This window comes from Massilia violaceinigra (genome assembly GCF_002752675.1).
Classification (GTDB): domain Bacteria; phylum Pseudomonadota; class Gammaproteobacteria; order Burkholderiales; family Burkholderiaceae_D; genus Telluria_A; species Telluria_A violaceinigra.
Window position 1 is genome coordinate 2,966,058 of the sequence record NZ_CP024608.1, and the last position, 20,238, is coordinate 2,986,295.

Annotated in this window: 24 protein-coding genes and 1 tRNA gene; 12 read left to right on the forward strand and 13 right to left on the reverse strand. The window is 63.0% G+C overall.

What is annotated here, in order from left to right; translation table 11 throughout:
* The first annotated feature begins 3 nt into the window (after positions 1-3).
* Together CR152_RS13435 and CR152_RS13440 are read left to right on the forward strand one after the other, a co-directional pair.
* Positions 4-684: an NAD(P)H-binding protein gene (locus CR152_RS13435; protein ID WP_099875358.1), complete on the forward strand. Its 681-nt coding sequence runs from the start codon at positions 4-6 to the stop codon at positions 682-684.
* A 7-nt stretch (positions 685-691) separates the two neighbouring features.
* Positions 692-1,018 (forward strand): hypothetical protein, encoded by a 327-nt coding sequence (locus CR152_RS13440; RefSeq protein WP_099875359.1) that lies wholly within the window; start codon positions 692-694, stop codon positions 1,016-1,018.
* Between the two features lie 4 nt (positions 1,019-1,022).
* On the opposite strand, the gene CR152_RS32905 is transcribed toward CR152_RS13440, so the two are convergent.
* On the reverse strand, positions 1,023-1,184 hold the full coding sequence (locus CR152_RS32905) for a hypothetical protein (RefSeq protein ID WP_157778474.1): 162 nt from the start codon (positions 1,182-1,184) through the stop codon (positions 1,023-1,025).
* A gap of 78 nt (positions 1,185-1,262) precedes the next feature.
* Here CR152_RS32905 and CR152_RS13445 point away from each other — a divergent pair, with 78 nt between their 5' ends.
* Positions 1,263-1,808, forward strand: a complete 546-nt coding sequence (locus CR152_RS13445) for a DUF2004 domain-containing protein (RefSeq protein ID WP_099875360.1) — start codon at positions 1,263-1,265, stop codon at positions 1,806-1,808.
* A 24-nt stretch (positions 1,809-1,832) separates the two neighbouring features.
* Here the strand turns inward: CR152_RS13445 and CR152_RS13450 are convergent, their stop codons facing one another.
* The 9 genes from CR152_RS13450 to CR152_RS13490 form a co-directional block, all read right to left on the reverse strand.
* The gene (locus CR152_RS13450) at positions 1,833-2,396 is read right to left on the reverse strand and encodes a PEP-CTERM sorting domain-containing protein (protein WP_099875361.1); all 564 of its coding nucleotides are present in this window, start codon (positions 2,394-2,396) and stop codon (positions 1,833-1,835) included.
* A gap of 235 nt (positions 2,397-2,631) precedes the next feature.
* Entirely contained in the window at positions 2,632-4,095 is a 1,464-nt protein-coding gene (gene rng, locus CR152_RS13455) for a ribonuclease G (RefSeq protein ID WP_099875362.1), read from the reverse strand.
* A 77-nt stretch (positions 4,096-4,172) separates the two neighbouring features.
* Entirely contained in the window at positions 4,173-4,793 is a 621-nt protein-coding gene (locus CR152_RS13460; RefSeq protein WP_099875363.1) for a Maf family protein, read from the reverse strand.
* A gap of 15 nt (positions 4,794-4,808) precedes the next feature.
* Positions 4,809-5,279, reverse strand: a complete 471-nt coding sequence (gene rlmH, locus CR152_RS13465; RefSeq protein ID WP_054264401.1) for a 23S rRNA (pseudouridine(1915)-N(3))-methyltransferase RlmH — start codon at positions 5,277-5,279, stop codon at positions 4,809-4,811.
* 6 nt (positions 5,280-5,285) lie between these two features.
* Positions 5,286-5,990, reverse strand: a complete 705-nt coding sequence (gene rsfS, locus CR152_RS13470; protein WP_099875364.1) for a ribosome silencing factor — start codon at positions 5,988-5,990, stop codon at positions 5,286-5,288.
* Positions 5,990-6,640 carry a nicotinate-nucleotide adenylyltransferase gene (locus tag CR152_RS13475; protein ID WP_099875365.1) on the reverse strand — a complete coding sequence of 217 codons (651 nt, stop codon included), beginning with the start codon at positions 6,638-6,640 and terminating at the stop codon, positions 5,990-5,992. The genes rsfS and CR152_RS13475 overlap by 1 nt, the downstream gene beginning before the upstream one ends.
* On the reverse strand, positions 6,637-7,548 hold the full coding sequence (hemF, locus tag CR152_RS13480) for an oxygen-dependent coproporphyrinogen oxidase (protein ID WP_099875366.1): 912 nt from the start codon (positions 7,546-7,548) through the stop codon (positions 6,637-6,639). The genes CR152_RS13475 and hemF overlap by 4 nt, the downstream gene beginning before the upstream one ends.
* Before the next feature lie 212 nt (positions 7,549-7,760).
* Positions 7,761-9,029 carry a phosphoribosylamine--glycine ligase gene (gene purD, locus CR152_RS13485; protein ID WP_099875367.1) on the reverse strand — a complete coding sequence of 423 codons (1,269 nt, stop codon included), beginning with the start codon at positions 9,027-9,029 and terminating at the stop codon, positions 7,761-7,763.
* A 6-nt stretch (positions 9,030-9,035) separates the two neighbouring features.
* The gene (locus CR152_RS13490; RefSeq protein ID WP_099875368.1) at positions 9,036-9,761 is read right to left on the reverse strand and encodes a YebC/PmpR family DNA-binding transcriptional regulator; all 726 of its coding nucleotides are present in this window, start codon (positions 9,759-9,761) and stop codon (positions 9,036-9,038) included.
* A gap of 111 nt (positions 9,762-9,872) precedes the next feature.
* Between CR152_RS13490 and CR152_RS13495 the strand changes: the two genes are divergently transcribed.
* The 4 genes from CR152_RS13495 to CR152_RS34645 are packed head-to-tail and all read left to right on the forward strand — an operon-like array spanning position 9,873 to position 12,345.
* Positions 9,873-10,793 (forward strand): DMT family transporter, encoded by a 921-nt coding sequence (locus CR152_RS13495; protein ID WP_099875369.1) that lies wholly within the window; start codon positions 9,873-9,875, stop codon positions 10,791-10,793.
* A 33-nt stretch (positions 10,794-10,826) separates the two neighbouring features.
* Positions 10,827-11,219 (forward strand): methylglyoxal synthase, encoded by a 393-nt coding sequence (locus CR152_RS13500; protein ID WP_099875370.1) that lies wholly within the window; start codon positions 10,827-10,829, stop codon positions 11,217-11,219.
* Between the two features lie 32 nt (positions 11,220-11,251).
* Positions 11,252-12,226: a quinone oxidoreductase family protein gene (locus CR152_RS13505; protein WP_099882307.1), complete on the forward strand. Its 975-nt coding sequence runs from the start codon at positions 11,252-11,254 to the stop codon at positions 12,224-12,226.
* Positions 12,223-12,345, forward strand: a complete 123-nt coding sequence (locus CR152_RS34645; protein ID WP_267876237.1) for a hypothetical protein — start codon at positions 12,223-12,225, stop codon at positions 12,343-12,345. The genes CR152_RS13505 and CR152_RS34645 overlap by 4 nt, the downstream gene beginning before the upstream one ends.
* A 64-nt stretch (positions 12,346-12,409) precedes the next feature.
* Here the strand turns inward: CR152_RS34645 and CR152_RS13510 are convergent, their stop codons facing one another.
* Positions 12,410-13,072 carry a DUF4136 domain-containing protein gene (locus tag CR152_RS13510; protein WP_099875371.1) on the reverse strand — a complete coding sequence of 221 codons (663 nt, stop codon included), beginning with the start codon at positions 13,070-13,072 and terminating at the stop codon, positions 12,410-12,412.
* A 181-nt stretch (positions 13,073-13,253) separates the two neighbouring features.
* On the opposite strand from CR152_RS13510, the gene pepN reads away from it, so the two are divergent.
* The 3 genes from pepN to CR152_RS13525 all read left to right on the forward strand — a co-directional run bounded on the left by pepN (position 13,254) and on the right by CR152_RS13525 (position 17,101).
* Positions 13,254-15,896: an aminopeptidase N gene (pepN, locus tag CR152_RS13515; RefSeq protein ID WP_099875372.1), complete on the forward strand. Its 2,643-nt coding sequence runs from the start codon at positions 13,254-13,256 to the stop codon at positions 15,894-15,896.
* 43 nt (positions 15,897-15,939) lie between these two features.
* Positions 15,940-16,941, forward strand: coding sequence for a class 1 fructose-bisphosphatase (locus tag CR152_RS13520; RefSeq protein ID WP_099875373.1), 1,002 nt, complete (start codon positions 15,940-15,942; stop codon positions 16,939-16,941).
* Between the two features lie 84 nt (positions 16,942-17,025).
* Positions 17,026-17,101 (forward strand) — tRNA-Thr (locus CR152_RS13525).
* A 92-nt stretch (positions 17,102-17,193) separates the two neighbouring features.
* Here the strand turns inward: CR152_RS13525 and CR152_RS32910 are convergent.
* Both CR152_RS32910 and CR152_RS13540 read right to left on the reverse strand, forming a co-directional pair.
* A complete protein-coding gene (locus CR152_RS32910; RefSeq protein ID WP_157778476.1) occupies positions 17,194-17,898 on the reverse strand; it encodes a hypothetical protein in 705 nt (234 codons plus the stop codon).
* A gap of 405 nt (positions 17,899-18,303) precedes the next feature.
* Positions 18,304-19,083: a LexA family transcriptional regulator gene (locus tag CR152_RS13540; protein WP_208640119.1), complete on the reverse strand. Its 780-nt coding sequence runs from the start codon at positions 19,081-19,083 to the stop codon at positions 18,304-18,306.
* Between the two features lie 425 nt (positions 19,084-19,508).
* Here CR152_RS13540 and CR152_RS13545 point away from each other — a divergent pair, with 425 nt between their 5' ends.
* Both CR152_RS13545 and CR152_RS13550 read left to right on the forward strand, forming a co-directional pair.
* Complete coding sequence (locus CR152_RS13545) at positions 19,509-19,694, forward strand: hypothetical protein (protein ID WP_099875377.1); 186 nt, start codon at positions 19,509-19,511, stop codon at positions 19,692-19,694.
* The gene (locus CR152_RS13550; RefSeq protein ID WP_099875378.1) at positions 19,691-20,059 is read left to right on the forward strand and encodes a DprA-like winged helix domain-containing protein; all 369 of its coding nucleotides are present in this window, start codon (positions 19,691-19,693) and stop codon (positions 20,057-20,059) included. Before CR152_RS13545 ends, CR152_RS13550 begins: the two co-directional genes overlap by 4 nt.
* Positions 20,060-20,238: the final 179 nt, after the last annotated feature.

Below are 20,238 nucleotides of genomic sequence, written 5' to 3' on the forward strand. Positions count from 1 at the left end.
GACGTGAGAGTTCTGTTATTTGGCGCCACCGGCATGGTCGGGCAAGGCGCGTTGCGTGAATGCCTGCAGGCCGCCGACGTGGAGCAGGTCGTGGCCATCGGACGCACGCCAACCGGGCAGCGCCACCCCAAGCTGCGCGATGTGGTGCATGCCGATCTGTTCGACTTCGCCAGCGTCGCGGCGCAGCTGGAAGACGTCGACGCCTGCTTCTTTTGCGTGGGCGTGACGTCCTCGCGCATGCGTGAGCCTGACTACACGCGCTTGACGTACGACATGACCCTGGCCGCTGCCAACGCGCTGGTCGCGCTCAATCCGCGCATGGTATTCGTGTACGTGTCGGGAGCGGGGGCCGACAGCAGCGAAACCAGCGCCACCATGTGGGAGCGCGTGCGCGGCCGCACCGAAAACGCGCTATTGGCGCTGCCGTTTCGCGGTGTGTACATCTTCCGCCCCGGGATGATCCAGCCGCTCGACGGCATCAAGTCCAAGACCACCGCTTACCGCATTTTCTATTCGCTGATGAAGCCCGTGCTGCCGCTGCTGCGCGCGGCCATGCCCAGGCACGTGCTGACCACGCGCCAGGTTGGGCAGGCCATGCTGGCCGTGGTGCGCAACGGCGCGCGCAAGCGGGTGCTCGAGAGTGCCGACATCGCAGCGCTGGGCCGCAACGCCATGGCGCCGTAAGCCGTCGATGGGCCGGCGCCACCACCACAGCGTGTACGTGATCGAGCTGTCGAAGGATGTGCTGTACGAACCGCGTTTCAAGAAGTCGAACCCGGATTACGTGACCGGAAAACCGTGCGTGTACGTGGGGATGACGGGATTGAGTCCCGACCTGCGCTTCGACAAGCACAAGGCGGGCATCCAGGCCAACAAATTCGTGCGGAAGTACGGCCTGCGCCTGCTGCCCGAGCTGTATGCGATCTACAACCCGATGCCCTACGCGGGCGCGGCCGACATGGAAGTCGAACTGGGCATCGGGTTGCGCGAGGCCGGCTACGGCGTGTGGCAGGCCTGAAGCGTCAGCGCACGCTCTGGATCAGGAAGCTGGCCTGGCCGCAGCTGCTCTTCGAGCGCTTGACCTGGCCCGGGCTGCAACTGCGCGAGCTGCCGTTCTTGTCGTAGCAGGCATGCACCTCGCGCAAAAAGCGCCCGCGGCTGGCGCGGAACGGGCAGCACGCCATCCTTGGCCAGGGCCGGATTGGCGGCGCTTTCCGGCCGGCTGATAAAATAGCCCGTTCTGGTCAACCTGAAGATTCAAAATGGAAAAAACCATCCCCTATTTCGGCGCCATCGATCTGGCCTTGCCGAATGAATATAACGAAGCGATCTATTCTGTGGACGGGCGGGAGATTGACCTGTCGCTCGCTTTTTTCAACGCATTCGAGGGCGAGGATGGGATCACCGAATTTTCCGCGGTGAAAGATCTCGATCCGGCCGTGCTCGACCGGGTCGCCCGCTTCATGGAAGAGCTCGACAGCAAGATCGCACTGGCCCAGGCGGCCTGCATCGCCGATTTCCATGCCAATGGCGAAGTGCGGGACACGTACATCGATCATCATCTGTCCGAGTTCTCGCCCGAAGAACTGGCGGCACTGATTGACGGTACCGATGCATCGCTGCCGGTTGAAGAGCGCATGCTGGCGAAGCTTCACCTGTGTCACATCGGTCTGCATCCCATGCCGGACGAATCGGACGGCTCGTTCGCCATGTTCGATTTCACCTTCGGCGAAGACCTGACCAACTATGTGGTCGCGGTCAAGTTCGCGGAAGACGGAACGATTCAGTCGGTCGACGTCGAAAGCTGACACGGCCCGGGACCGGGCCGCGCGTCAGGCAGCGCGGCGCCGCCGGCGCATGCGCGCCACGCCGATGGCGGCCGCGCCGAGCGCCATCAGCGCGAGCGAGACCGGTTCCGGCACCGCATTGACCTGGCTGATCGCGAAAGCGGTCTGGCCGGTCCAGATCAAGCCGCGCGTTTGCACGCCGCCCGCGCTGCGGTAGAGGTAGACGTATTCTTCGCCGGTGATGGTCGAACTGTTGATCTGGTACCCGACGTCCGAGATGGACCAGGTGGTGGAGAATTTCAGCGGGCCGCCGATCCGGTAGCCGAACCGTTCAATCGTGCATTTCCAGTAGTACTGGTCCCCCACGCCGCAACCGATGTAATCGTTGGAGCCGTTGTGCTTGAACGAAATCAGTTCGTTGGCCCCGAACAGCCCGTCCCGATTGACGTCGTCCGCGATAAAACTGCCGGCGATGACCGCTGCCGGATCGAAGCGGTCGGCTTCCTTGTCGAAAAAACCCGTATAGCTGAACTTGAACTCGATGGGCCCCGCCTGGGCTGCGGCGGTGCAGAATGCAAGTGCCGCCGCACTGATGAATCTACCGAACATGGCTACCTCCGCTGAGGAATGCTACGAATCGCCGGGGCGGACGATGCACCCGGCCGGCCACGTGAAGGCCACGTGGTCAGCGGATCGTAGCAGGCGTGCTCGTGCGCCCGGTAGCATATGCGCAACACATAATGGATTTACTGTAGAAAAAATTTATCATCGAAAATTTTAACTATGGGAATATTTTATTGGCCGTTTTCTTGGGCTGTGGCAAAAATTCTCTTGCGCAGCGCCATCACATCAGAATGACGTCGTACTGCTCCTGGTGATACGCCGTCTCCACCTGCAGCGAAATCTGCTTGCCGATGAAGTCGCCCAGCATCGCCAGGTGCTGCGATTCCTCTTCCAGGAACAGGTCGACCACCTCTTGCGAGGCGAGGATGCGGAACTCGCGCGGATTGAACTGCTTCGCTTCGCGCATCAGCTCGCGCAGGATTTCGTAGCAGATGGTGCGGCTGGTTTTCACCTGGCCCTTGCCGGCGCAGGCCGGGCAGGGTTCGCACAGGATATGCGCGAGCGACTCGCGCGTGCGCTTTCTCGTCATCTCCACCAGCCCCAGCGCCGAAAAGCCCGACACCGACACCTTGGTGCGGTCGCGCGAAAGCGTCTTTTTCAACTCCTGCAGCACCGCGTGGCGATGCTCGTTGTTGTCCATGTCGATGAAGTCGAGGATGATGATGCCGCCCAGGTTGCGCAGCCGCAGCTGGCGCGCGATCGCGTGCGCCGCTTCCAGGTTGGTCTTGAAGATGGTATCGGCAAAATTGCGCCCGCCCACGAAGCCGCCGGTGTTTACGTCGATCGTCGTCATCGCCTCGGTCTGGTCGACGATCAGGTAGCCGCCCGATTTCAGGTCCACGCGCCGTCCGAGCGCGCGCAGGATCTCTTCCTCCACGCCGTACAGGTCGAACAGCGGGCGCTCGCCCGTGTAGTGCTGCAAGCGCGTGAGCACCGTCGGCGTGTAGGCTTTCGCAAATTCGACCAGCATGGCGTGGTTCTCGCGCGAGTCGACCTGGATGGTCGCCGTCTCGTCGTGCACGAAGTCGCGCAGCACGCGCTGGGCCAGGCTCAGGTCCTGGTACAGCAGGCTGGTGGCGGGACGCGTGCGCGCGCCGTGGCAGATCGCGCCCCAGGTCTTGCGCAGGTAGTCCACGTCGGCCGCCAGGTCGCTGTCGGAGGCTTCCTCGGCCATGGTGCGCACGATGTAGCCGCCTTTTTCCTCGGGCGGCAGCAGGCTGTGAAGGCGTGTGCGCAGCAGTTCGCGCTCCGATTCCTTTTCGATTTTCTGCGAGATGCCGATATGGCTGTCCTGCGGCAGGTACACCAGCATGCGCCCGGCGATCGAAATCTGGGTCGACAGGCGCGCGCCCTTGGTGCCGATCGGATCCTTGATCACCTGTACCGTCAGCACCTGGCCGTCGAACAGGATCTTTTCGATCGGGGTCGGCGCCACGCTCGGGCCTTCATGGGTGCGCGCTTCCCAGATGTCGGCCACGTGCAGAAAAGCCGCGCGTTCCAGGCCGATGTCGATAAAGGCCGACTGCATCCCCGGCAGCACGCGCACCACCTTGCCCGAGTAGACGTTACCGGCCAGCCCGCGCGTGAGCGTGCGCTCGATGTGCAGCTCCTGCACGGCGCCTTGCAGGATCAGCGCCACGCGCGTCTCCTGCGGAGTGATGTTAATGAGGATGTCTTCGTTCATTGTTCAGGGCCGCCGTGCAGATGATGGTGTTAGGGACGAGGCCTGGGAGGCAGGGCCGCTGCGCGTGCGCAATCGCATCAGGCCAGCGGAATGCCCGCTTCGCGCAGCAGTTGCGCGGTCTCGAACAGCGGCAATCCGACGATGCCGGAGTGGCTGCCTTCGATATGTTCGACGAACAGCGCGGCCAGGCCCTGCAGACCGTAGCCGCCCGCCTTGTCGTACGGTTCGGGAGTGGAGCAGTAAGCCTTGATCGACGCTGGCGAGAGCTTGGCGAAGCGCACCTGGGACACCTGGGTGACCTGGCGCTGCATGTCGGTGTGATGGACCGCGATCGCGGTCAGTACCTGGTGCGTGCGTCCGGACAGGCGTTCGAGCATTTCCTTCGCCTCGATGGGCGAGCCGGGTTTGCCGAGGATCTGGCCATCGATGGTGACGGTGGTGTCGGCGGCCAGCACCGGACGCAGGGTCAGGCGGCGGTGCTGCACCATCTTCCAGCCGAAGGCCGCTTTTTCGTTGGCCACGCGCGCCACATAGTCGATGGCCGCTTCGCCCGGGTTCACCAGTTCGGTCACGTCCGGACCGCGCGGCGTATCGTTGCGCAGCGTGAGCAGCTCGAACTCCACGCCGATCTGGCGCAGCAATTCACGCCGGCGCGGGCTTTTGGAAGCAAGGTAGATTTTTCTGTCGATCGGTTTCATCGGATTCCCGTTTTCTCAGACGCGATGATAAGGGTGATTCTGCGTGATCGACCACGCCCTATACAACTGCTCGGCAAGCATAACACGCACGATGCCGTGCGGGAGCGTCATACTGGAAATACGAATCAGCCCCTCGGCGCGCGCCTTGAGTTCGGGATCGAGGCCGTCGGCCCCGCCGATCAGGAAGACGGTGTCGCGCCCGTCCTGCTGCCACTGCATCAGCTGCTGGGACAGGCCCACGCTGGTCAGGTCCTTGCCGCGTTCATCGAGCGCGATCAGGCGTGCGCTCTTGGGCAGGACTGCTTCGATACGCTCGCGTTCGAGCGCCATGGCGGTAGCCGCCGTTTTGCTGCCGGAGCGTTCGACCGGCTTGATTTCCTTGAGCACGATGCGCAATTCAGGCGGCATGCGCTTCGTGTACTCGGAAAAGCCGGTCTCGATCCAACCGGGCATCTTGTGGCCGACCGCAGCGATAATGAGCTGCATCGACGCTTACTCTGCGTCTTTTTTGGCGACGCGCTTGATGACTTTTTTGACCGGCACGGCGTCCGCTGGTGCTTTTGGCGCCTTGACGGCGGCTGCGCGTTTCGGCGGCAGTGCCTTGAGGGCCTTGACGGCTGCTTCTTCGGTCTTGGTCGCGGCGACCTTGACCACTTTGCCGACAGCTTTCGACGCTGCTTTTTTGGCAGGCGCCTTTTTGGCGGCGGCCGGGGTCTTGGCGGCAGCGGCTTTTTTGGCTGCTGGTTTGCGTTCGTTGACCGGCTTGACTTCAGGCGCTTCCTGGGTCGAGGCGAGGTGCTTCGACTTCGGCTTCGCTTCGGCCGCTTCGGCTGCTTCCACGGTGCCTTTGCGCTTGGCCGCGCCGAGCTTCACAGGCTTGTCGCCCCAGATTTCTTCGAGACGGTAGTACTGGCGGATCGCCGGCTGCATGATGTGGACGATCATGTCGCCCAGATCGACCAGGACCCATTCGCCGGTGTCTTCGCCTTCGATGCCGATCACGTCGCCGCCGGCTGCCTTGACCTTGTCGCGCACGGAGGCGGCAAGCGCCTTGGTCTGACGGTTGGAGGTGCCGGAAACGACGGCGATGCGGTCAAAAAGGCTGGTCAGGTGAACGGTATCGAACACGGTAATGTCCTGGCCCTTCACATCTTCGAGGGCGTCGACGACGAGGGTCTGCAGTTTTTTAATATCCATTAGATTTCGTATAAATTATGTTGTTGAATATAGTCTAGCACTACCGGGGAGATAAGCGAGTTTGCCTTCTCGCCCCGTTGTAATGCCGCACGAATCTGGGTGGCGGAGATGTCCACGTCCAGCGTCTCGGCCAGGTAAGCCCTGCCGGACGGGGTGTTACGCAATTGCGCCAGGCTGCCCCGGCGCATGGTGAGTTCTTCGGCGACGGCCGCCGGCAATGCCGCATCGGCCATCGAAAATCCCGGGCGCGCAGCCACGCCGATATGGGCCAGCTCGAACAGCGCGCGCCATTCGCGCCAGCTGTCGAGCTGCTGCAGCTGGTCCGATCCCATCAGGAATACGATCGATGCCTGCGGCCCGAGTTCGGCGCGCACGCTGCGCAATGTGTCGATGGTGTAGGTCGGCGTGCCGCGTTCGATTTCCTGCAGGTCCAGCGCGACCGGGCGAGCAGCGCCGGCAAAGGCCAGGCGCAGCATGGCGACGCGGTCGGCGTCGCCGGCCTGCAAGCGGCTCTTCTGCCACGGACTGCCGGCCGGCAGGATGCGCAGCTGGTCCGGTTCGAGCAGGGTGGCAAACAAGGTGGCCAGCGCCACATGACCATTATGAACCGGATCGAAACTGCCTCCCAGCAGTGCGACGCACAAGGTCACGTAAGGAGCCAGTCGCGATGGACCAGAAAGTCGCTGTACAGCGCCGCTTCGGCGCTGCCGGCTTCCGGATGCCAGTCGTAGCGCCACTTGACGATCGGCGGCATCGACATCAGGATCGCTTCCGTGCGTCCGCCCGACTGCAGGCCGAACAGGGTGCCGCGGTCCCACACCAGATTGAATTCCACATAGCGGCCGCGCCGGTAGGCCTGGAAATCGCGTTCGCGTTCGCCGTACGGCGTGTCCTTGCGGGCCATCAGGATCGGCAGGTAGGCCTTGACGAAGGAATCGCCCACGCTTTGCGTCATCGCGTACGACAGGTCGAAACCGGCTTCGTTGAAGTCGTCGAAGAAGATCCCGCCCACGCCGCGCGGCTCCTTGCGGTGTTTCAGGTAAAAGTAATCGTCGCACCAGCGCTTGAAGCGCGCGTGCAGCGTGCTGCCGAAGGGCGCGAGCGCATCGTGGCAGCTCTGGTGGAAGTGGCGCGTATCGCCTTCGTCGCCGTAATAGGGCGTCAGGTCCATGCCGCCGCCGAACCACCATACCGGCTCTTCGCCGGGTGCGGTGGCGGTGAAGAAGCGCACGTTCATGTGGACCGTCGGCGCGTACGGATTGCGCGGATGGACCACCAGCGACACGCCCATCGCTTCCCAGGCGCGGCCGGCCAGTTCGGGACGTGACGCCGCGGCCGATGGCGGCAGGTTGGCGCCCATCACGTGCGAGAAATTGACGCCGCCGCGTTCCAGGACATTGCCTTCCTCGATCAGGCGCGAAATGCCGCCGCCGCCTTCGGGACGTTCCCATTCTTCACGCAGGAACGGCTTGCCGTCGGCGTCTTCGAGCGCTTGCACGATGCGCGCTTGCAGGTCGAGTAGCCAGGCCTTGACGGCCGCAGGGGAAGGGGATGACATCGGGGAGCGGGATCGGGGAATAAAAATTGAGGACGAATTGTACACCGTACAGGTGTTTTATGATATGTGCTGGATCGTTAAACTAAAAACCGTCGTTCCCGCGCAGGCGGGAACCCAAGTTTATTTGCTTAGCCTGTGGCTTCGGCGCGAACTTGGGTTCCCGCCTGCGCGGGAACGACGGGGGGGGGGCGACATTAACGACGGCGGGATGCCTAGTGCTTCAACCCACGCCACCCGATATCACGGCGGAACTGCGCGCCGTTGAAGTGGATCTTGTCGACCGTCTCGTAAGCCTGCTTCTGCGCCATCTTCACGCTGTCGCCCAGGCCGACCACGCACAGCACGCGTCCACCGCTGGTCACCAGCTTGCCGCCGGCCTGCTGCGTACCCGCATGGAAGGTCACGCATTCCGGCGTTTCGGCGGGAATCCCGTCGATCACATCGCTCTTGCGCGGGTCGTCCGGATAGCCGGCGGCGGCCATCACCACGCCCACCGCCGTGCGGCGGTCCCATTCCAGTTCGACCGTGTCGAGCGTGCCGTTCACCGCATGCTCCATCACCGTCACCAGGTCGCTCTTGAGGCGCGCCATGATCGGCTGCGTCTCGGGGTCGCCCATGCGGCAGTTGAATTCCAGCGTCTTCGGGTTGCCTTTGTCGTCGATCATCAAGCCCGCATACAGGAAGCCGGTGAACGGAATGCCGTCCTTGGCCATGCCGTTGATGGTCGGGTTGATAATCTCGCGCATCACGCGCGCATGCATGGCCGGCGTGACGATCGGCGCCGGCGAATATGCGCCCATGCCGCCCGTGTTCGGACCTTCATCGGCATCCTTGAGGCGCTTGTGATCCTGGCTGGTGGCCAGCGCCAGGATGTTCTTCCCGTCGCACATGACGATGAAGCTCGCTTCCTCGCCCGCCAAAAACTCTTCGATCACGATGCGCGCGCCGGCGTCGCCGAAACGATTGTCGGCCAGCATATGGTCGACCGCCTGGTGCGCTTCTTCCAGTGTCATCGCGACAACCACGCCTTTGCCGGCCGCCAGGCCGTCGGCCTTGATGACGATCGGCGCGCCGTTGGCGTCGATGTAGGCGTGCGCCTGCGCCACGTCCGAAAACGTCTGGTAAGTCGCCGTCGGAATGCCGTGGCGCTGCATGAAGGCCTTGGCGAAGTCCTTCGAGCTTTCCAGCTGCGCCGCTTCTTTGGTGGGCCCGAAAATCTTCAGGCCGCGGCCGCGGAACAGGTTGACGATGCCGGCCGCCAGCGGCGTCTCGGGACCGACCACGGTCAGGGCGATGCCTTCGCGCTGGACGAATTCGGCCAGCTGCTCCGGATCGGTCAGGTCGACGTTGACGAGACGGATGTCGCGCGCCGTGCCGCCATTGCCCGGGGCAACGTACACCATCTGGATACGTTCGGATTGGGCCAGTTTCCAGGCCAGTGCATGTTCACGGCCGCCAGAGCCGACTACCAGGATTTTCATAGGAGCTTAATCTTCGATCAGGACGTTGGTATAGACTTCCTGCACATCGTCGAGGTTCTCGAGCGCGTCGAGAATTTTTTGCATCTTGATGCCGTCTTCGCCGCCGATCACGGTCTCGGTCGACGGTTTCATGATGATCTCGGCCACTTCGGCCTTGAAGCCGGCAGCTTCCAGTGCTTCCTTCACGGTGGCGAAGGAGAACGGATCGCACAGCACTTCGAAGCCGCCTTCCTCGTCGGCCACCACATCTTCGGCGCCCGCTTCAAGGGCCGCTTCCATCAACTTGTCTTCGTCCACGCCGGGCGCGAACAGGAACTGGCCGCAGTGCTTGAACATGAAGGCGACCGAACCTTCGGTGCCCATGTTGCCGCCGTGTTTATTGAAGGCGTGACGCACTTCGGCCACCGTGCGTACACGGTTGTCGGTCATGCAGTCGACGATGATGGCCGCGCCGCCGATGCCGTAGCCTTCGTAGCGCACTTCTTCGTAGTTCACGCCTTCGAGCCCGCCCGAGCCGCGCTGGATGGCGCGCGCGACGTTCTCTTTCGGCATATTGGCGTCAGCCGCCTTGTCCACCGCCAGGCGCAGGCGCGGATTGGTGGCGATGTCGGGGCCGCCCATGCGCGCGCCAACGGTGATTTCCTTGATCAATCGGGTCCAGATCTTGCCGCGCTTGGCGTCGGTAGCGGCCTTCTTGTGCTTGATATTGGCCCATTTGCTGTGTCCAGCCATGTCGAAATTTCCTTAGACGGTATGCATCAGTGGCCGATATTTTACCATAGCGGCCCTGCCAAAATCCGCCGGTCCCCAGCCAGTTTGCGCGATTCGTTCTACAATCGGTGCATGAACAAAAGCGCAACGGCTGTCGCCGCCCACTCGACCCCGCGCCCCGCCCTGCTGGCCGGCCTGACCCTCGCCATCTCGGGCGCGGTGCTGTTTTCGGCCAAGGCCGTCCTGGCCAAGCTGATGTACCGCTACCAGGTCGACGCCGTCACCGTGCTCGCTTTCCGCATGTTGTTCTCGCTGCCGGTGTTCGCCGCTGTCGCGTTCTGGAAGATGCGCACCGAAGCGCCGCTGTCGCCGGCCGACCGCTGGCGCCTGGTGTTCCTGGGCGTGATCGGCTACTACCTCTCCAGTTACCTCGATTTTCTCGGCCTGCAATTCATTTCGGTCGGGCTGGAACGCCTGATCCTGTTCCTCACGCCGACCTTCGTGCTGCTCATCACCTCAGTGTTCCTCAAGCGGCACATTAGCCGCATCGAGTGGCTGGCCCTCCTTGTATCCTACTGCGGCATCGTGCTGGTGTTCGTGCACGACTTGCACGGCGGCGCCGGCAGCACCGCCATCGGCGCGCTGCTGGTGCTCGGCTCGGCCCTGTCGTACGCGGTCTACCTGTTGATGTCGGGCGAGATGGTGCGCCGCATCGGCTCCCTGCGCCTGGTGGCCTATGCGATGTGCGTATCGAGCGTGGTCTGCATCGGCCAGTTCTTCGTGCTGCGGCCCGTGTCCATGCTGGTCCAGCCGGCGGCGGTGTACTGGTACTCGCTGGCCAACGGGATTTTCTGCACCGTGCTGCCGGTCTTCATGACCATGATCGCGGTGCAGCGCATCGGCGCCTCCACCGCGTCGCAGGCCGGCATGATCGGCCCCGTCTCGACTCTGTTCCTCGGCGCGCTGGTACTGGGCGAGCCGATCACCGCCGTGCAGGTCGGCGGCACGGCGATGGTCCTGGCGGGTATTTACATGCTGTCGAAGAAAAAATAGTCACCACACACCCGACCCACGAAAGCAGACCGAATGAGCCACCCCACCAAGCCCCGCATCGCCCTGATCGCCCACGACAAGAAGAAGGACGACATGATCGTGCTCGCCGCCGAGTACATCGATTTCCTGCGCGGCTGCCAGCTGATGGCGACCGGCACCACCGGCGCGCGCCTGATCAAGGAGCTCGGGCTGGCGGTCGAACGCAAGGAGTCCGGCCCGTTCGGCGGCGACCTGCAGATCGGCGCGGCCCTGGTCGAGGGCCAGATCGACGCGGTGGTGTTCCTGCGCGACCCGATGACGCCGCAGCCGCACGAGCCGGACATCAACGCGCTGGTGCGCGCCTGCGACGTGCACAATGTGGCCTGCGCCACCAATCTGTCGACCGCCCATTTGCTGCTCTCGCAGCTCAGGCTCGCGGCCGCATAACCAACCTTGGAATTAACTGGGAGTTCAGCATGATGGCAAAAGCAATCCGTATCAACCGCACCGGCGGCCCCGAAGTGATGGAATACGTCGATGTGGACGTGGGCGAACCCGGACCGGGCGAAGCGCGCGTGCGCCACGCCGCCTGCGGCGTCAATTTCATCGACGTGTACTTCCGCACCGGTTTGTATCCGCAGCCGCTGCCGGCGGGGCTGGGCATGGAAGGCGCCGGGGTGGTCGAGGCGGTGGGCGAGGGCGTGACCGAGGTGGCCGTGGGCGACCGCGTGGCCTACGCGGGCCGTCCGAACGGGGCCTATTCCGAAGTACGCAACCTGCCGTCCGCGCTGCTGCTGCGTCTTCCCGACGCGATCTCGTTCGAGACGGGCGCCGCCATGATGCTGCAGGGGCTGACCGTGCAGTACCTGTTCCGCCGCACCGTGCCGCTCAAGCGCGGCGACACCATCCTGTTCCACGCGGCGGCCGGTGGCGTGGGCCTGATCGCGTCGCAATGGGCGCGCGCGCTCGGCGTGAACATGATCGGCACCGTCGGTTCCGACGAAAAGGCGGCGCTGGCCAAGGCCAGCGGCTGCAGCCATGTCATCAACTACAACACCGAGGATTTCGTGGCGCGCGTGATGGAAATCACCGACGGCGAAAAAGTCTCGGTGGTGTACGACTCGATCGGCAAGGATACCTTCACCAAGTCGCTCGACTGCCTGCGCCCGCTCGGCATGATGGTCAGCTTCGGCAATGCATCCGGGCCGGTGCCCGATTTTTCGCTGGCCGAACTGTCCGCGCGCGGCTCGCTGTTCATCACCCGTCCGACCCTGTTCAGCTACGCCGCCAGGCGCGCCGACCTGGAAGCCATGGCCGCCGATCTGTTCGCGGTGGTTGCCAGCGGCGATGTGAAGATCGATATCAACCAGACCTACAAACTGGCCGATGCCGCGCAGGCGCACATTGACCTGGAAGCGCGCAAGACGACCGGCTCGTCGATCCTGGTGCCATGAGCGCGCCCGACGACGATGGCTCGCCCAAGTTCGGTCGCCTGTTGCTCGGGCTTGTGCTGGCGGTGCTGCTGATCGTGGGCATCACGTTCGGCTCGGAGGCGTGGCTCGGCCACCCATAGAAAGCCGGCCGCATAAAGAAAAACGCGCTCCGTGGAGCGCGTTTTTTCGTGGCGGGCAGGCCAATCAGCGTTCGCGTTTGAGTTCGACCCGCCTGGCCACACCGCTCACGCCCGGGAATTCGGCAAAGGCGCTTTGCACCAGTGCGGGCATGAGCGCCGGCGTGGACATTTCGCGGCTCATGTTATGCACGGTGACGTCGAACAGGCGCTTGCCGCCGGGGATAGCCTTGATCGCCACCTGCAGCTCGCGCCGGTATTGGTGATCGATGCGCTCGCGGTACATCGGCGCGCCGCTCCAGAACGGATCGTAGAAGGGGCTGTGCCAGCCGCCCCAGTAGCGCCGTGCGCCCCAGTAGCGGCCGCGGTAGCCGTAGCCATAGCCGCCGAATGCGAAGCGCGGGTGCGGGATGAAGAAGGGATCGACCACGTCGACCACGCGCACCGGCACGTCGGTGGTGGTGAATTTCATCGAGATTCTCAGGGTCGGCTTGCCGCTTTCGCCGGCGTCCTGAAAACCGAGGCGCGCCAGCTGGCCGCGCACCAGGTTCTGGTAGCTGCGCAGTTCGAGCGTGTCGTCCTGCACCGGCGGCGCCTCGAACACATAGGTTTTATCCTGCAGCTCGGCCGGCCACTGATGAAAGGTGGTCACATTGCTGCGAATCGTCGTCGCGCAGCCTCCCAGCAGCAAGGTCAATGCCGCCCCGGCAGCCATCAATAATCGTCTCATCGCACTACTCCCATACTCAAAACGGATTTCACCGAAGCTAACTTTATGGCTCACAGTCTATTTTCGCAGAATTTTTACAAGTTGTTACCCGGTGCACACTGCGATACAGGCAATGAGGAACGGCACAACGTTGCGGTATTGGTAAAATAGGCACCCGACTCACCGTCCTTCCCGAGATCCCATGCGCACAGACACTCCGCAAACCATCTATCGCAAAGATTACACCCCGCCCGGCTTTATGGTGGAAACGGTCGAACTTGGCTTTGATCTCGACCCGGAACGCACCATCGTCGCCAGCCGCCTGACCATGCGCCGCAACCCCGACAGCAAGGTACGCGAGATTGAGTTGCATGGGGAAAATATTGTTCTGGTCGCGCTGCGGATGAACGGCAAGACCCTGTCTAAGCGCGATTACCGCCTGGACGACAAGATGCTGGTCATTTCCAATGCGCCCGACGAGGTCACCTTGGAAATCGAAACCCTGACCGCACCCGTCAAGAACACGACCTTGAACGGGTTGTACGTGTCTAACGGCAACTTTTTTACGCAATGCGAGGCCGAAGGCTTCCGCAACATCACGTATTTCCCCGACCGTCCCGACGTGATGGCGAAATACACGGTGATGCTGCGCGCGGACAAGGCGACCTATCCGGTGCTGCTGTCGAACGGTAACCTGATCGAAGAGGGTGATCTGGGCGATGGCCGCCATTTCGCCAAGTGGGAAGACCCGTTCAAGAAGCCGTCTTACCTGTTCGCCCTGGTGGCGGCGCGCCTGGTGTGCCAGGAAGAAACCTTCAAGCTGGCCGACGGCCGCTCGGCGCTGCTGCAGGTGTGGGTGGAAGAGGGCAATCTCGACAAGACCGATTACGCCATGCAGTCGCTCAAGAACAGCATTCGCTGGGATGAAGAGCGCTTCGGGCTCGAACTCGACCTGGACCGTTTCATGATCGTGGCGGTGGGCGACTTCAATATGGGCGCGATGGAAAACAAGGGCCTGAACATCTTCAATACCAAGTTCGTGCTGGCTAATCCGCGCGTGGCCACCGACATCGACTACGCCGGCATCGAGGCCGTGGTCGGACACGAGTATTTTCACAACTGGACCGGCAACCGCATCACGTGCCGCGACTGGTTCCAGCTGTCGCTGAAAGAAGGGCTGACGGTATTTCGCGACCAGGAATTTTCGGCCGATATGATCGGCACCGAGAGCGGGCGCGCGGTCACCCGCATCGACCAGGTGCGCACCTTGCGCCAGGCCCAGTTCCCGGAAGACGCGGGGCCGATGGCGCATCCGGTGCGTCCCGACTCCTTCGTCGAAATTAATAACTTCTACACCGTCACCGTGTACGAAAAAGGCGCGGAAGTGGTGCGCATGTACCAGACCCTGCTCGGGCGCGAGCGCTTCCGCAAGGGCATGGACCTGTATTTCGAGCGGCACGACGGCCAGGCCGTGACCTGCGACGACTTCCGCGCCGCCATGGCCGACGCCGGCGATCGCGATCTGACCCAGTTCGAGCGCTGGTACAGCCAGGCCGGCACGCCGGTGGTGCGCGCCGAAGGCCGCTACGACGCCGACGCGCTCACCTACGAGCTGACCCTGACCCAACGCTGTCCGGCCACGCCCGGGCAGGAAAACAAGCTGCCGTTTCATATTCCGGTAGCCGTGGGCCTGCTGGGCGCCGACGGGCGCGACCTGCACCTGAACGTCGATGGCCTCGATGCCGTCACCGCGGTGCTGGAACTGACCGAAGAAACGCGCACCTTCCGCTTTTCCGGCGTGAAGGAAGCGCCGACGCCATCGATCCTGCGCGATTTTTCCGCGCCAGTGGTACTCGAATACGACTACACCGACGCCGAACTGCTGCACCTGTTCAGCCATGACAGCGACCCGGTCAACCGCTGGGAAGCCGGCCAGCGCCTGGCGATGTCGCGCCTGCTCAAGCTGACCGATGCCGTGGCCAAAGGCGACACCTTGACCCTCGACACCACCTTCATCGAGGCGCTGCGCAAGATCCTGGCCGACGAATCGCTCGATGCCGCCTTCCGCGAACAAGCCTTGCTGCTGCCGTCCGAAACCATGATGGCCGAGCAGATGCACGTGGTCAATCCGCAAGCCATCCACCAGGCGCGCCAGTTCGTGCGGCGCACCATCGGCCACGCGCTGCGGGTCGACTTGCGCGCCCAGTACGACGCCAACCAGACGCCGGGCGCGTACAGCCCCGACGCCCTGTCGGCGGGACGGCGCGGCCTGAAAAACCTGGCCCTGGCTTACCTCGCGTCCACCTCCAGCGAAGAGGGCACCGCCCTGGCGCAGGCGCAGTTCGACAACGCCGGCAATATGACCGACCGCGTAGCCGCGCTGGCGGCCCTGATCCATGCGGGCGCCGCCTCGGCGCAGGCCGCGCTGCAGTCGTTCTACGCCGATTTCGACAACGAGGCGCTGGTGATCGACAAGTGGTTCGCGATGCAGGCGTCGGCCCCGGCCACCGACGTCGCCGCAGTGCGCGAATTGATGCGCCATGCGGCCTTCAACATCAAGAACCCGAACCGTGCGCGCAGCCTGGTATTTACTTTCTGCGTCGGCAATCCGTCGCAGTTCCATGCGCCGGACGGCAGCGGCTACGCCTTTTGGGCCGAGCAGGTCATCGCGCTCGACGCATTGAATCCGCAGGTGGCCAGCCGCCTGGCGCGCTCCATGGACCGCTGGCGCAGGTACGCGCCGGCGCTGCAGGCGCAGATGAAGAAGGCCTTGCAGAAGGTCGCGGGCGTGAAAAAATTATCGAACGACGTGCGCGAGGTGGTGAGCAAGGCGCTTGCCAACTGATGCTGTCATCGGCAAAGAATGTAAACAAACCAAAGGGAAGTGAATGAAACGCGTCAGTCTCACGCAACACCTGGTCGAAGAACAACGGCTGCATAACTCCATCCCGGCCGAACTGCGCCTGCTGATCGAAGTGGTCGCACGCGCCTGCAAGACCATCAGCCATGCGGTCGGCAAGGGAGCGCTCGGCGATATCCTCGGCAGCGCCGACACCGAGAACATCCAGGGCGAAGTGCAGAAAAAGCTCGACGTGATCTCCAACGAGATCCTGCTCGAGGCCAACGAGTGGGGCGGCCACCTGGCGGCCATGGCGTCGGAAGAGATGGAATCGATCCATCCAATCCCGAACCGCTATCCCATGGGCGAGTACATGCTCTTGTTCGACCCGCTCGACGGCTCGTCGAACATCGACGTGAACGTCTCGATCGGCACCATCTTCTCGGTACTGAAGGCGCCGGAAGGCATGGGCACGCCGACCGAAGCGGACTTCATGCAGACTGGCAGCATGCAGGTGGCCGCCGGCTACGCCGTGTACGGCCCGCAGACCATGCTGGTGCTCACCACCGGCAATGGCGTGAACTGCTTCACCCTGGACCGCGAAATGGGCTCGTGGGTGCTGACCCAGCGCCACATGATGATTCCCGAGGCGACCAAGGAATTCGCGATCAATATGTCGAACTCGCGCCACTGGCATGCGCCGGTGCAGCGCTATGTCGACGAGCTGCTGGCCGGGTCGACCGGCGTGCGCGGCAAGGACTTCAACATGCGCTGGGTCGCCTCGATGGTGGCTGACGTGCACCGCATCCTGAACCGCGGCGGGATCTTCATGTACCCGGCCGATACGCGCGACACCTCGATGCCGGGCAAGCTGCGCCTGATGTACGAAGCGAACCCGATGGCGATGATCGTCGAGCAGGCCGGCGGCGCCGCGACCGACGGGCGCACCCGTATCCTCGATATCGCCCCGCACAAGCTGCACCAGCGGGTGCCGGTGTTCCTGGGATCGAAGAGCGAAGTCGAGCGCGTGAGCAGCTATCACGCCGAGTAAAAGTGGTCTTTTTCACAAAAAAGTAAAAGAACGCGCATTCGCACTAGCAATTTTGCAGCGTTCTTTGCTAGAATACGCGTCTTCGCCGATTTAGCTCAGTTGGTAGAGCAGCACATTCGTAATGTGAAGGTCGCCAGTTCGATTCCGGCAATCGGCACCAAGTACATGCATCAAAGTCAGAACCCGCACGCCTCACGGCGTAGCGGGTTTTTTCTTGTTCGTTTGCAGCGGCGGGCGATTCGCTGCCGTGTTTCAGCGGGTCGCGATGGCGTCAAGTGCCGGCGTAAGCGTGATCGCGCTACCGAAGGGAATCCGGAATAGCGTTTTCCCGCCTTGGGGGCGGGTGGCATTTTTCCCGGATTCAAAGCTGGTAATCATGCCCGACAGTAAGGTTGCATTAAAGGCGGCGACCCCGAAGACAGTGGCCAGGGTCGCGGTGATGGCGGTGATGATGACCGTCTTCTTGAGGTCTTTCATGTCGGCCTTGATCTCGGCCCCGGTTTGCTCGATGTTGGCGAACCGCATATCGAGGCGTTTTTCGAATTCCTCGCGTCGCTCCGCCTCAAGACGGTCGCGTTCAACTTGCTGTTGGTGGCGCTCAGCCTCCAGGCGCGCGCGCTCGGCGCGTCGCTCTTTATCCGCATTCGCGCGCTCGGCGTCAAGGCGTTCGCGCTCGGCACGTCGCTCTTGTTCCGCACGCTCGCGCTCCGCTCGTCGCTCTTGTTCCGCACTTGCGCGTTCGGCATCCTGGCGCGCGCGCTCCGCTCGTTGTTCAGCTCGCCATTCAGCTTCGAGTCGGTCGCGCTCCGCCCGCCGCTCCGCATCGAGACGGTCGCGTTCATCCATACGCATGACCAGCGTTTTTACGTCCATGGCGATTGCCGAGACGTGCGTTTGCGTCCAGCTTTTCTGGGCTGCCAGACGTGCTTCGATCTCTTCGCGTGATGGGCCATTCATCGGTCCATCATAGCTCTGCGCCGTTGTGCGTCAAGGTCGCGCGTTTGAGGTAACGCAAGAGCCCCGGGAGCGTCTGCCTCGTCCAGCCGAATGGCGCTACCCGGCGTGCGCGCCCTCGATCGGGCAGCCCAACCCTGTTGCCGCCCGTTGCGTCAACTGTTCGCCGAAGTTTGTGCCGGTGCACATTGCCGGCTTCATGCTCCAGTGTTTGGGTGACCTTCACTCAGCGCGTTCCTCGTTGCATTGTGGTGAGAAAAATATTGGTCGGCCTAATTATCGGCTTAAATAGTCAAACTGATATTTTCCGCCGCAATGTTGTTTCTCCAAGCGCAAAACAGAAACCCGCACGCGGCGGGCTATGGTCTTCTGGATGAGGCGGAGCGTTCCTGCCGGGCTTGTTTTGCCTCAGACGCGGTTCATCAGCTTGCGTGCTTCCTGACGCACGACACGGCCGACAATGATGCATTCGCCACCGCGACAGGCACGCCGGTGATAGGCCGGGTCCGGGTTCATGGATGTCAGATACCATTCGCGGCCTTCGCGCACCAAGCGCTTGACCACGGCTTCGCCATCGAAATTGACGGCGTAGAGCTCGTTGTTGATGGGTTTGGTGTCGGCGATATTGATGACCACCACATCGCCTTCAATCATCAGCGGCCACATGCTGTCGCCCTTGACGCTGATGGCCAGCAGGCATTGCGGCACCAGGTCGTTTTCCTCGATGAAGCGGCGCGGCAGGTCGATCGTGGTCTCGGACTGATCTTCCTGCGAAGCCTCGAATCCCATTACCCCGGCGCGCAGCGTCAGGCTGACCTTCTTGATGGGGATGTGCTCGTCCTGCTGGGCATCGATCGTGATGCGCCGGCCGACGATGCGCAAATCGTTGTCGCGCGCCCGCGCCATCGCCATCGCGTCCTTGGCGGCCGCATATTCGTCCGCCTGCGATGCCAGGGCGGCGCTGAACGCCGAGATGGGCACGCCCAGCAGTCTGGAAAATTTGATGGCGACGTCGATATTCAAGGGAATTTTCCCGTTGAGATACTGGTTCAACGCGCTTTGTCCGAACTCCATCTGGTTGGCGGCGGTTTCCTGGGACGCCGGCAACCCTTGGCTGCGGCGCGCGTGTTGCCACTCAATGAAGAGTTGCTTGAGCTTCGCCGCATCGGCGAGCTCGTGTTGATTCAAGGGGAGGGCTGGCATATACCGAACAATATAAGGAAAACTAATAAAATGCAATCAGTCTGACTGTTGACAAAATTGATTAGTAGGACTAATATAGTGGTTATGAGCACAACGACACCCTTCAAGCAATTCGCCAGTGTTAGCGATGTGGCGCTGGGGCCGGGGGCGACGCCCTCCGGCGCCCGGCGATGTCTGCCAGGGCCACCTGGTGCGGCGGTCCGGCTGGTCCGTTTTACAGCGCTGGCCACTTGTGCGGCCAGTTCCGGCGAGGCGCTGACGCAGCCCGGAGCCGGGCGGAGGAAAGCCCACCTGGGCTGACCCGGCAGTTTTATCGAGTGACACCATAAGCCCAGCACCATCGCCAGTAGCGATGGTGACTGCCCCGCCACGTCCGCGCCTGCGGCGCGGCATTCCATCAAGGAGAACAGATGACCATCCAACCAGAACTCAATCACGAGGCGCGCCAATTGCTCGCCATCGCATGTGCCTGGCGCGAGAGCCGCAACGCCGTCGTCGCCGCGCGCGGCATGATCGGGGAATTGACCGAGCTGCGCCATCGCCTCGACGGCGATGCCCTGGCTCAAGCCATCGACACCTACTGGAGGGCAGCATGAAACGCGTTTTGGTTGATCAGTTGCGCGCCCATATCCTGGCCGCTCTCACGCATGGCCCCACGCAAGTCGCTCCGCTGGCGCAACGCCTCGGGGTCGACGCCGAACAGGTGCGCCAGCAATGCCTGGAGTTGTTCCGCGAGGGGGCCGTCGAGCGCGATCCGCGTACCCGGCGCGCGCGCATGGTGTACCGGGCCGCCAACCTGCCGGACTCGTCTGAACCCGAGCGCGATCCGCACCCGATCCAGCGCCTTCTGGCGGCGGAATGGAAGGGGCATCCTTACCGCGATCCGCTGGTCGCCGCCCTGTTCGGGCCAACGGGACGGGGACACGGCGCTGGCCATGGCTTCTTGCAGCATGGCCAATAGGATGCCGCCTCCTCGTCACCCATAGGCAGCCGCTTGCACCAGGGCGCCCGCAAACGTTTGCGGGCGCCGCTATCCGATGAAAGTCGACCAGGGCAAGTCCATGCCATTCATTAGAATGTGTTCGATGGCATGTCAGACGGGCTGGCTGTCGGCTGCCCTCCCGGGAGAGCAGCCAGCGC